At 48.5% G+C, this 10945-nt stretch carries 11 protein-coding genes; 1 reads left to right on the top strand and 10 read right to left on the bottom strand.

Annotated features, from left to right (window positions below; all coding sequences use genetic code 11):
* Positions 1-439: 439 nt before the first annotated feature.
* The 9 genes from G516_RS24675 to G516_RS0110125 all read right to left on the bottom strand — a co-directional run bounded on the left by G516_RS24675 (position 440) and on the right by G516_RS0110125 (position 8880).
* Entirely contained in the window at positions 440-637 is a 198-nt protein-coding gene (locus G516_RS24675) for a hypothetical protein (protein ID WP_156879011.1), read from the bottom strand.
* A 178-nt stretch (positions 638-815) separates the two neighbouring features.
* Positions 816-1811, bottom strand: a complete 996-nt coding sequence (locus tag G516_RS0110165; protein ID WP_028293561.1) for a hypothetical protein — start codon at positions 1809-1811, stop codon at positions 816-818.
* Positions 1812-1821: 10 nt separating this feature from the next.
* Complete coding sequence (locus tag G516_RS24670; protein ID WP_028293560.1) at positions 1822-2745, bottom strand: TerB family tellurite resistance protein; 924 nt, start codon at positions 2743-2745, stop codon at positions 1822-1824.
* Positions 2746-2755: 10 nt separating this feature from the next.
* The gene (locus tag G516_RS0110155; RefSeq protein ID WP_028293559.1) at positions 2756-4279 is read right to left on the bottom strand and encodes a hypothetical protein; all 1524 of its coding nucleotides are present in this window, start codon (positions 4277-4279) and stop codon (positions 2756-2758) included.
* Positions 4272-5348, bottom strand: a complete 1077-nt coding sequence (locus G516_RS0110150; RefSeq protein ID WP_169449524.1) for a helix-turn-helix transcriptional regulator — start codon at positions 5346-5348, stop codon at positions 4272-4274. The genes G516_RS0110155 and G516_RS0110150 overlap by 8 nt, the downstream gene beginning before the upstream one ends.
* Before the next feature lie 939 nt (positions 5349-6287).
* On the bottom strand, positions 6288-6476 hold the full coding sequence (locus G516_RS25060) for an addiction module antidote protein (RefSeq protein WP_245582647.1): 189 nt from the start codon (positions 6474-6476) through the stop codon (positions 6288-6290).
* Between the two features lie 2 nt (positions 6477-6478).
* Positions 6479-6883 carry a type II toxin-antitoxin system RelE/ParE family toxin gene (locus G516_RS25265; protein WP_211225093.1) on the bottom strand — a complete coding sequence of 135 codons (405 nt, stop codon included), beginning with the start codon at positions 6881-6883 and terminating at the stop codon, positions 6479-6481.
* Positions 6884-7031: 148 nt separating this feature from the next.
* A complete protein-coding gene (locus G516_RS21950) occupies positions 7032-7778 on the bottom strand; it encodes a tRNA (adenine(22)-N(1))-methyltransferase (RefSeq protein ID WP_169449523.1) in 747 nt (248 codons plus the stop codon).
* Positions 7779-7893: 115 nt separating this feature from the next.
* Positions 7894-8880, bottom strand: coding sequence for an aldo/keto reductase (locus G516_RS0110125; protein WP_028293557.1), 987 nt, complete (start codon positions 8878-8880; stop codon positions 7894-7896).
* Between the two features lie 130 nt (positions 8881-9010).
* On the opposite strand from G516_RS0110125, the gene G516_RS0110120 reads away from it, so the two are divergent.
* Entirely contained in the window at positions 9011-9931 is a 921-nt protein-coding gene (locus tag G516_RS0110120; RefSeq protein ID WP_028293556.1) for a helix-turn-helix domain-containing protein, read from the top strand.
* 13 nt (positions 9932-9944) lie between these two features.
* Here G516_RS0110120 and G516_RS0110115 read toward each other — a convergent pair whose 3' ends face one another.
* A complete protein-coding gene (locus tag G516_RS0110115; protein ID WP_028293555.1) occupies positions 9945-10904 on the bottom strand; it encodes a histone deacetylase family protein in 960 nt (319 codons plus the stop codon).
* Positions 10905-10945: the final 41 nt, after the last annotated feature.

The following is a 10945-nucleotide window of genomic DNA, read 5'->3' as shown; positions in this document are numbered from 1 at the left end:
GGTTTTCATAGGTAACTCTAATAATAGGTTACAAGTAACTAATTAATTACCTATCTGTAACCGTTTCCAATCACTCGGAACCCCTGATTCTATGCGGGCTACAGGCCATAAGCAGCAACTCGCAACCCTTGTAACCTTTTTCCGATGCAGTCGGGATTTTCTTTAAAAATTGGTTTTCACGCGGGCGTGCGCATGCGCGTGCGTAAAAGCTGGGAACGTTCTGGGAATGAAATCGCGGGTGAATTGCCCTTGGCGTTGTCCAAAGCCACTGATTTTCTTATACTTTTTCCGGGTTTTAGGCGTGGGCTAGGTTTCAAATCCCTATCTCTCCGCCATTATTTAAAAACCCCGCTTAGGAAACTAAGCGGGGTTTTTCGTTTGAGCTGTTTAGGGGAGGGTTTCAATCTCCACCGGACAAGCGGGAATTGAGCTGATCCATCTATTCAAGAGCATCAGACAACTGCTGATCTACAGCAATCATGAGTGTATCAATAGAGGAAGTACTATCTGAAAAGACTGGTTCTTCTATGTCTTGGTGTTGCAGCGTATCGGTTGTTGCGAAGAGCATGATGTCCATCCTTGAACCTCGAATATCCGAAGAATCTAACAGAGTGCCGTTTACAGAAAAAGATTTCACACAGCGTCCGTTGACCCAAATGGATTCTACCCCGTTTTCACGGGGTAGAATCCTCGTCGACCCGGCCTTCAAAATGGCCACTCAGCTGCGATACCGTGAGGTTCCAATTCTGAACCTGACCTGACAGATGAATCAGCGGAAGCCGGTAGCAGCCAGATCAAGTTTGGATCACTACAAATTAGGCTTCCAGCTTTTCCATCTCGATAACATGCCTATTAACGTTAGCTTCGCTATCGCCCATTAGGTTGCCATCCTCATCAAGAATCGGAGTGTCGACCAGAGCTTTTAGCAGCTGAGCATATACAATGGTTTTGGCCACGTGTTTCTTTTGCTCATCACTGAATTCCCGATAGTCCGTACCGGCATCATTAATGATGGCTGAAAGCCCACCGACATATCGGCGACATTTCGTTCTTAGTTTGGAGATGGTATTGGTTACAAGGGTGGTTAAATTAGATATGCCAGTTAACTTTGTAACGGTTACTTCTATCTCTGATTCCAACTCCCTTGCTTGAGATCGATTGGACTTGGCATCGTTCAGCTTTTTCTCAGCCTTTGCTCCAACAACGGTCCCGAATATCGCAAGAGCAGGGCCAGCTACGAGGCCACCCAAAACCATAGTGCCCATGGCCATACCTCCGCCTCCGGCGGCCAAGCTGCCACCACCCAGCCAGGCGAGAGTTGCATTGGTTGCAGCAGCTCCCCCAAGACTGCTGATAGCTGTCCCTGTACTTGCAGAAGCCAGCATCATGGTTCCGCTGTAGGCCCCAAAAGCTGTCATGCCTCCAGCCAGGGCTCCAGCTCCTATACCAGCTGCACTAGAGGCGAGCATCGATACGTCATTGCGTATTTCTTTAATGGCATAGTCGTCGAAATCGGAAAGTTTTAAGTCTCCAATGTCTTGCTCTATTAACAACTCAGTGTTTTTTAATTGACCAAACACTTCGACAAAATCACTAAGGTTTTTGGTAATTGCCGAGAATTTCTTTTCACCCAGTTCTGCAAGCGCATCATTGGTTGCTGACCTCGTACACTCGAGGTTTTCTTGGGCATTTCGTACGATACGTTCAGCTTCGCTATTGATGGAATCAGCATCGTGGCTATCGCTGGCTGCGATGATAGACTTTCCAACTCCATAGAGACCTACAGCGCCCAGTGCTATCAATGGTAACATGGCGGTATCCTTATTCGTTGATTAATTCGAGTGCTTCTTTGTGGGCTTCTATAATCTTTACAACCTGATCTTCAAACTCTGCAACAAGGTCGTGCTCGAAGTCGAGTAATTCCGCAATTTTGTAAACTATTCTTTTCTCGTTGTTATCAAAACGTCCATCGGCGTATGCCATGCCAAGCAGTTCAAAGATCATGGCTTTTTTCTGTTTGCTAGAAAGATTACTTCCTTGTTTAAATGCGATGAAAGTATCTCTCTTGTGTCTTTTGATGGTATATGTGTCGGCAGTATTTTCTGTGAGTGTATTGCTATTTCCTGCAAGTGCGCTAGCCAGGAGATAGGCACTGGCACTGGCACTGGCACTGGCACTGGCACTGGCACTGGCACTGGCACTGGCACTGGCACTGGCACTGGCAAGATGGTCATCGGTATGTGGATTTATATTATTTTCTTTATCTCCATTTATGTATGCAGTGATAATATTCATTACTGATTTTTCTAACGTTGCTAGCAAAAAGTTGGGGTCTGAGCTGATCGCTTCTTTCAGGGAGTCGTTATTGATGTCATTCACGTCCTTCCCAGACTTTAATAGATCGATGGATTTCTGGGATTTGTATTCCTTGTCCTCTAGTAATTTCTCCAGTTCTGATTCCAGCGTATTTGCCAGAAATTGTGGAAGTTTGCTATGAGAGAATCCTTGGTAGAGTTCGTTAAGAACATACATTATGTCGAGATATTTTTTCTCATTATCTATTTCTATCTTAATGCCCATTTCTGCGGCAAAAGAATATAGTTTGCTGATTTCGGCTTCGGAAATATATTTTTCTGGATTGTCTTGGAAGTTTACGATTTCTTCTGTGTCTTTTGACGCAAAAGCAACTGCTGCAGCCAGGTTAAGAAAAAAGTGTTCGTGACCTTTGATCATTCCTAAAAACATAATTCTTCCTTTAAAATTTGAATGTTGTATTGCTGTCCATGAAGTCGTCAAAATCATTCATGGTATGAAAAGGCATCGTTGCCCCGAGAGCATCTGAAAAGCGGGTTGCAGATGCAAAGAAAATTTCCATGTCGGGGGAGTGTTCTTGTAGAAATAGATCGCTCGACAATGAAGAAAATTGATCCGACTTTTGTTCAAAAATAGATCTTATTTTGGCGCTATATGCCGTATTGAGCTGTATGGCTGCCAGTGTCTGTTGTTCGACAAGACGTAGCCGTTCCTTTGACTGTTTTGCTTCTGCGAGCGACTGGCTTAGTGATTGGCAAAACAAGCCGGACATGGTTGAGCCGACCATGCCTCCAATGATGCCACCCAAAATAGGGATGGGGATCGCTACCTGGCCAATAGTTGCGAACATGCTTGAACTGATCATTCCGCTTGTGGTTTGACCAACCTGGCTCAGTAGCTCTATCTCATTAATTTCACCTTGGGCATAGGAGGTGACGATGCCACCTAAAGCTAATACGCTTGAAACCACTAATGAGGGCAAAGCTGTTTTTGAAAGGGCTCGTACGGCATCCGTGCTGCTTTGTTGCATAGTTCCCTTCAGAGCAGACCCCACAAAAGCAGTGGCATAACCAACACCAGCAGCTTTTGCAGTATCTCCAGCAGTCGAGACCAGAGCCTCTGACAAGTCCTTATCTCCAGAAGCGACAGCAAGAGCGTTGCTAACCAGGGAAATGCTACCACCTATAGCCGCCCCGAATTTTGCGCCTTGAAGGCCAGCCTTGTGGCTATAGCTTGCGATATCGATAACAGTGGCAAGATTCGGATGTTCCCGGTAGAAAATAGCTTCGTCTGTTGTCAGTCCGGAGTCTGTGATTTTGCCTTCCAGTTGCTCGTAGTTTTCGGCATCCTGACGGTGTTTGGCTGCCAGCTCTGTCTTTCCTTGTTTTTCAAGGCTGTCTGCCTGGGATCTTAGTGAGGCAGCTTGCTGGCGGCAGGTTTCCCGAGCAGCTTCGACTTGTTCGCTTGGCAGGGACAGCCTGTCCACTTCCATATAGCGGGATAGATCACTTCGGCCGCCATTGCCGTCACCTCGGGCAATCTTCTTGAGAAGATCATTGTAATCAGTAACAAACTTCATTTGTTCGCTACTGCCTTCCAAAACATTTCCATTTAGTGTTTCTACAATGTCGATGACAGGGTGATTTTTGCCGAATTGAGAAAAGTCTTCTGTCCGAGAGGCTCTTGCCGGATTGCCATTGACAATATTTTCCGCGTTTCTATGGCTTACGCTGGCTATTTCAGCAGAGAATCCAGCTTGCTGCTTAATATTCTGGTCACGATAATTTTCATTGACCTTGTAACCTGCAATATCACGAAGACCTCTGTCTAGCTTAACTCCTGACTCGTGGTCAAATCCCCTTAGGCCTTTCAGGAATTCAGCATTGGCAGAACCATGTCGGTCGATATTTTCTATCTGAGAGAGACCAATCAGAGTGTTGGTGTTGGTTTTGCTTTTCTTACTCATGACCTGATCCACATATGTTCTGAATTCTCATAGAGCTCTCGATAATTGCGTTTCTCCATTCGAGTGGCTCTACAACTTCGATTTGGCTGTTTAGGCTAAATACCCACCAAAGACTTTCCTGATTATCGGGAATGCTAGCGGTCAATTCCTTCCAGTCAGCATCTAAAATATCTGAATTTTTTTGGATTTTTCCTACAGGGGTTTCATTTAGGTGGTTGGCTATTGATGATGAAATTCTTGCCTTGAGAGCAATGTGTTTCCCTTTCCTCCCCCATCCAGCATTGCCTGAGGCTATATATTGATCTAATGAAAAATTATTCGGTACAGTCGCTCTCTCAGATGTTACTTCTACATAATGGAAACGCTTGAGTGCGTAGCAGTTGATATAATCATATTCTCGCGCTCTCGCCACCAGACATGTTGAATTATTTCTAACAATGAGCCCCAGAGGATGTAAATCTATTTTCTTGGGCTGTTCAGATCCTCTACATTTATATTCAACGTTAATCTTTTTTTGTTCTAGCAAACACGTTGTAATCGCCCCCCAAACCTTGCTATCAATGATAGGATCTTTATATTGAATCCTATTGGGGATATGGCAAACCTTTTCTTTCCAAAGATGAAAAAGATTTCCTTTTTGGAAATCAAGTTGCTGATTTGCACTAACAAAATATTTTTTTAACAATTGAGAGTACTGAGCTCGCAATAACTTCGCCAATGTGTCGCTAGACAAAGCCCAGGCAAGAGCAGTTTTATTGTCAAATACGGGTGATTTTTTAGAATGTCCAGCTGCCATGTACCAGCCAAATGGCTTGTTTTCAGTGTCTTGATCTAGCCCCAAAAAAACAGCATCAAGAATCCGTTTTAAGTCTCGCTGAATAGTCCGTTCTGAGACTGGGTAGCCTTGCTCGGTCAGCTTTTCATGTAATGTTTGAGTTCTGATTTTTCCAAGGTATTCAGGGATCAGGCGCAGCATCACAATAAGGCGAAGTAGTGTTCCAAATTCATGGTGAGCTTTGTTTTTGGACAATTGCGTCTCAACCAAGAAGTTCTCTGAATCCAATTGCATAACGGTCCCTACATCACTAGTGATAACTAGTTTCATCTCTGGCTAAATGTCAGCTTGTCCGAGCGTATGTGTTCTCGACTGAAGGGGAGTGATTTCAGTCTCTTCTTCCGTTATGGGTAAGATAATCTGCCCTGCGACAAATCATGTCGCATGTTTCTTTGGAAGGCGTTTAGGCAGGAAGCGGCAGACTTGATCTTGAATGCTGGGCTTGGTCTTGGTACGGGGAGACTCAAGCTGAAAGAGAGTTTATTGATCATCCACAAAGTCCCTGGTACATAGATTGGCCCAGGAGATATTGAAAACGGTCTTAGACTCAAGGTTCTCATGTCTAACTCCTTTTACGACTTGAGAAATAACGAAGCGAGAAGAAACTAACGCTAGTATGCAGGAAGGTCAAGAAGTCTTGTGCTCAGTTCCTTGCCTACCTGATGTGGTAAATGAGGCGCCTCGAGCGAAGTTCCAAGTAGCTAATTTATCACCAGATACACAAGATCTCCTATAGCTGACCAATCCTGCGGAAAAGGGCTGTTTCGTAAAGCCGATGATTTACTGGTTTGCGGAGTCGAAAATCAGGCTGGCCGCTTCAAATTTGAGCTCGGGAGTTAAAGAAATGGCATTGCCATTTCATTTAAAACCTCTTTGGCGCAAGGTTTCCTATCAAGGGGTGGGATTATTGCATCACTAAAGCCGACAGGGGGATATCAGCTCAATCCCGGACTAGCTTGAGCGATATTGGGGGAGATGGGTTCGATGATGGATTTGTCCCGTCCTGATTGCAAAGGCACCTGCGGTCAGAGAAAAGTCATCCTCTATCAAGCCGAATGACGTGGAGTGATGTGGATGTCCAATCCAAGCGCTTTCAGAACTTTGGCAATAGGCAATAGTTCCAAACTCTGGGCTTGATCGTGGGCGCAGCGCTTTGTAGAGACTTTCACGGCCCTAGCCACTGTCGTTGGCAATCTGGGTCATACCTCTGGCTTTAGCTACGTAACCCAGGGCTCGATTAAGTTCGTCGATATCACCATCTTCCATAACCAAACTCAGATAATTGGCAATATCTTCTTCTATCTGCAACTGTTCTGCCATATCAAACTCTGGCAGATCCCGGATGCAAATTGATTTATTCATAATCAGCCCTCCAGCCGCTTGGCTAATGCCTTTGCGTCTTTGATGTCTCGTGTTTGAGACGATTTGTCACCACCACCCAACATGACGATCAGTTCTCCGTTGCGCTCAACGAAGTACATCCTCCATCCTGGCCCAAAATGCTCACGCATTTCCACTACATCGTCACCGACAGATTTACAGTCGCCAAGATTGCCTCTCGATGCCTTTTCAAGGCGCCGACTCAAGTGCATTCGAGTTATACTGTCCTCCGAGCACTTGCACTTACTCGATGTGCTTGAGCAGCAAGGGCTACTGGCAGCTGCACTTGGAACATGCGTTAGAGACAAAGGTGCCGCGTTTGGCGGATTGAGCTGATTATTCGTTGGTGCAGCACGTGCATTCTGAGGGGTTCGATGAGCGGCGCCCATCCTACGACTTCTTCAGCTCGGACTGCCATTTTAAGCGAGATACGGAATCCACAGCTGCTTTGAATATCACCTGAGTCTCGACCTGCGCCCCCCGGATTTCTTCATGGTCCGGATGACGGAATTACAACTATCTATAGGTGAGGAGAGATCAGTTTTTAACATCCAGCGTTTGCTGGATGGCCATACGCTCCAAACCCTCAACCATCTCAGCTGCTAACAGGTCGCCGCTGCGCTGCATGCGCTGGTAATGCGCCAGTGTGCGCTGACGATAGCGGGTGGCGATATCCTGCGCTTCGGGTGTTCGTGGCTGCCAGAGTTTGTCGCCAAGGAGTGATACTGGCGGGTTTTGTTCCGGGGTTGCCTCAGAAGTTATTTGCCTCGCCTGCGCCGTTATCGTCAACACTTCATAAAATCGTTTGTTTTCTTCCACCAGCTGTTCTTCAAGGCAGTAGAAGTCAAGTTTGATCAACGCGCGGCGCAGGTGTTGCGGCCGATTGGCTGGGCACAGCAGGTATTCAATGTTGGCCTTTGGGTTTCGACGATGGATGGCTTCCAATAGCTCTGCGGTAAGGTCGCCACCGACGCCAGCGATGATTACCAGATGACGAGCGCTGTCGCTTGAATCAACCTCAGCGATTGGCAGATCAACAACGTCGATGCAGTGGAGTCGCCAAGACTGGGATTGCCCCACTGCGACAGGGAAGCGCTGTCGCAGCTTGCCCTCAAGTTCGGTCATCAGCGCAGGTACGATATCAACAAAGTGCATCGCAGCGTCGATCTTGTTCTGTAGTAACGTCATGCCGAGCAAACCGTGGTCGCAACAGCAATCCCATAGGTGGTCGTAGCCCGCCGGAACTCGTTCGACGAGGTGGTTTATGCGTTTGCCAATTTTCAAGAAGATCGCCTTTGTGTGCCGCAGAACCTGAATGCGGGGCGATTATGCGCGACTCACAAGTGAATGCCTATCAGAGCGGAATCGCAGCCCAGGCAAGTTGCTTGGGCTTTGGGGTTTATTCAGACAAGGACAACAGCCCCTCATCCAGCCGGGCACCCTGAATGTTGATGGCAGACAAACGCTGCTCGATTTCGTCGAGGTCATTTGCATCCAGTGCCAGTCGCTCAGCTGCCAGATTTTCTGTCAGGTACTCACTCTTATCCATTCCGGGAATGGGTACGATCCAGGGTTTCTGAGCCAACAGCCAGGCCAGTGCGACTTGCACAGGCGTCGCTTCTTTACGGCTGGCAATATCCCGCAACATGCTGACCAAAGGCATGTTGGCGGCGATGGCGTCCTTGGTAAAGCGCGGGAAGTTAGCGCGCAGGTCGCTTTCGCTATCAAACGTGCTATTGGTGTCGATGGTGCCCGTCAGAAAGCCTGTGCCCAGCGGGGCCCAGGGTACAAATCCGATCCCCAGTTCCTCGCAGACTGGCAAAACCTCGGCCTCCGGCTCGCGAGACCAGATCGAATATTGATTCTGAACGGCTGCTACAGGATGCACCGCATGAGCACGGCGAATGGTATTGGCTCCGACTTCTGAAAGGCCGTAATGACGAATTTTGCCTTCTTCGATGAGTTCCTTCAGAGTGCCAGCGACCTCTTCGATAGCAACTGCCGGATCAACCCGGTGCTGGTAGTAGAGATCAATGCAGTCGGTATCAAGGCGCTTGAGCGAAGATTCCACAGCACGACGTATATTTTCCGGACGACTGTTAACACCGGTTATCTGGCTATCTTCCAGCTGGAAACCGAATTTGCTGGCAATACTCACCTGATCGCGCTTGCCTTTGAGCGCCTTACCCAATAGCTGCTCGTTAATATAAGGACCATAGGCCTCAGCGGTATCGAACAGGCTAACGCCCATTTCAATTGCCTGATGAATAATGCGAATACCATCGGCTTCGGTAACGCCTTTGCCAGTGCCATAACTAAGGTTCATCACACCCATACCAATGGCAGATACGGTCAGGTCACTATTGCCCAGTTGACGTTGTTTCATTCGTTTTTCTCCAATTCTTGACTGGGCTTACTGTATCCGGGCAATTGAAGTCGCTCCGCCTGTGGTTTGCTGTAAATGTTGTGGTTTTGCTATTTTTGCTCGCCCTCACTGGGTTAACAGGAGCCGCTCGATGCCATTCATTCCGGATCAAACCAGCCCCGAAGCATTGGGCGATTTCTCTCCTGCCCAGCGGCTACTGAACAGCGAAGGGGATGCATGGCGTGATGTGCACCTATCGCTGTATCGGTTTCCGGACGACTTGCACGAGTTCCGTATGCCGGGTGTCAACGAGCCTTATATTGTCTGGATTCAAAGTGGCGCTGCAGACACCTGGGAACGGATTGAAGGGGGAGAGTGGCAATTAGCTGCCGAGAGCCGGGCAGGTACTTTGTACATCACAGGCTCCTGCGAACCCTATGATTTTCGCTGGCAAAGACGCTCGGATGATGACTACGAATTGTTGCTGGTGAGTCTGTCGCCAGGGCTATTTACCAAAGCCCTGCAAACCTGCTTTGGGGGAGAAGCCGTTTATGCCGAACTGCAAGACTGCTCAGTGGACGATGATGCTGTCATGGTGAATCTGCTGAGTTGTTTGCAGGACGAGGCTCAACAACTGGAATCCAATTCCCGATACGTCGCCGCTCTGGCTGAAGCCCTCGCCATCCATCTGGCGCGTCGATACACGCATCAAGCAGCCTGTGGCAGCAGTCGGCAAGAGGCTGCCAGCCGGCTGCCCACCTGGAAGCTGCGTCGGGTGATTAACTGGATGCAGGATCATCTGGATGAAGAATTCAACCTGGCTCGATTGGCTGATCAGGTTGACCTTAGCGAATTCCACTTTAACCGTCTGTTCAAGCGTGCCACTGGCCTGCCACCATCGCAGTACCAGATCAGGCTACGCATCGAACAGGCCAGGAAGTTACTGCGGGAGACGGACTTCAGTGTGCTTGAGATCGCCAATCATGTCGGTTACTCAAACCCAAGTCATTTTGCGGCCCTGTTCAAAAAACACGTTGGTGTCAGTCCCAGCGTGTTTCGCCAACCCGGTTGATGTTAAAGCTGACTCAAACTGCCGCTTGCTCAGACTGGCCGCTTGCTTCAACCGGCTCAAGCATACCGGCAATATACAACGCAGCGGAGCGGCCGAACGCATTCAGGTCATACCCGCCTTCCAGCACTGCAAGGCAGGGGGTGTTGCGTCGCTTGCAGTAGCTCTGAATCCATTCACTGATCCAGAGGTAGTCGGTGTCTTCGAAGTTGAGCTCGGCCATTGGATCTTCCTTGTGGGCATCGAATCCAGCCGACACAATCACCAGTTCAGGTGCAAATCCTCTTAATGCCGGTTCCCACTGTTCAAGCACGCCTTTTTTGAAGGCTTCGCCGTCCGCACCCTTATCCAGATGCACGTTGACCAGGTTGGTGTACTTGCTCTGCTCGTAGTGCGTGTAGGGGTAGAAGGGGTGTTGAAAGGCCGACAGCATCAGAAAACGCTTGTCGTTTTGCAGAATATCAATGGTGCCATTGCCCTGATGCGCATCGAAGTCGAGTACAGCAATACGCTGCAAATGGTGAACGTCAGCGGCGCGCAACGCAGCGATGGCGCTGTTATTGAAGAAGCAAAACCCCATCGACTTGCTACGCTCAGCATGGTGGCCGGGCGGTCGGATGGCAGCAAACGCGTTGCGATGCACTTCGTTCAGCACGTCGTCCAATGCCTGGGTGGTGGTGCCAACAGAGTACAGTGCCGCTTCCAGCGAGCCTTTGGTCATGGGAGTGTCTTCGTCCACCATGATGCAGCCATGTTCGGGTTCAATCAGATGCAGCTGGTCGACGTAGGCCTTGCTGTGGGCGCGCAAGATATCGGGCAAGTGAGCCGTTTTGCCTTCGTGAATGGCTAACTGGTTCCAGATGCCCGTTTGTTTCAGGGTTTCTTCCAGCACGGTAATGCGATCGGCCGTCTCCGGGTGGTCCTTGCCGGTGTCGTGTCCGAAATGCTGGTGGAATGCGTAATATCCTGTGCTCATGTCGACGTACTTTTACTCTTTTTCTTCAGTGTATCCAGCAG

Source organism: Oceanobacter kriegii DSM 6294 (assembly GCF_000422845.1).
GTDB lineage: Bacteria > Pseudomonadota > Gammaproteobacteria > Pseudomonadales > Oceanobacteraceae > Oceanobacter > Oceanobacter kriegii.
The sequence above is the reverse complement of the archived record's forward strand: the minus strand, read 5'-3'. Positions and strand labels throughout refer to the sequence as shown.

Coding starts and splice junctions, on each gene's coding strand:
- G516_RS0110125 (WP_028293557.1), bottom strand. CDS start 8,880: ATGAAACAACGTCAACTGGGCAATAGTGACCTGACCGTATCTGCCATT.
- G516_RS24670 (WP_028293560.1), bottom strand. CDS start 2,745: ATGTTTTTAGGAATGATCAAAGGTCACGAACACTTTTTTCTTAACCTG.
- G516_RS0110115 (WP_028293555.1), bottom strand. CDS start 10,904: ATGAGCACAGGATATTACGCATTCCACCAGCATTTCGGACACGACACC.
- G516_RS0110155 (WP_028293559.1), bottom strand. CDS start 4,279: ATGAGTAAGAAAAGCAAAACCAACACCAACACTCTGATTGGTCTCTCT.
- G516_RS0110150 (WP_169449524.1), bottom strand. CDS start 5,348: ATGCAATTGGATTCAGAGAACTTCTTGGTTGAGACGCAATTGTCCAAA.
- G516_RS25265 (WP_211225093.1), bottom strand. CDS start 6,883: ATGGGCGCCGCTCATCGAACCCCTCAGAATGCACGTGCTGCACCAACG.
- G516_RS0110120 (WP_028293556.1), top strand. CDS start 9,011: ATGCCATTCATTCCGGATCAAACCAGCCCCGAAGCATTGGGCGATTTC.
- G516_RS25060 (WP_245582647.1), bottom strand. CDS start 6,476: ATGAATAAATCAATTTGCATCCGGGATCTGCCAGAGTTTGATATGGCA.
- G516_RS0110165 (WP_028293561.1), bottom strand. CDS start 1,811: ATGTTACCATTGATAGCACTGGGCGCTGTAGGTCTCTATGGAGTTGGA.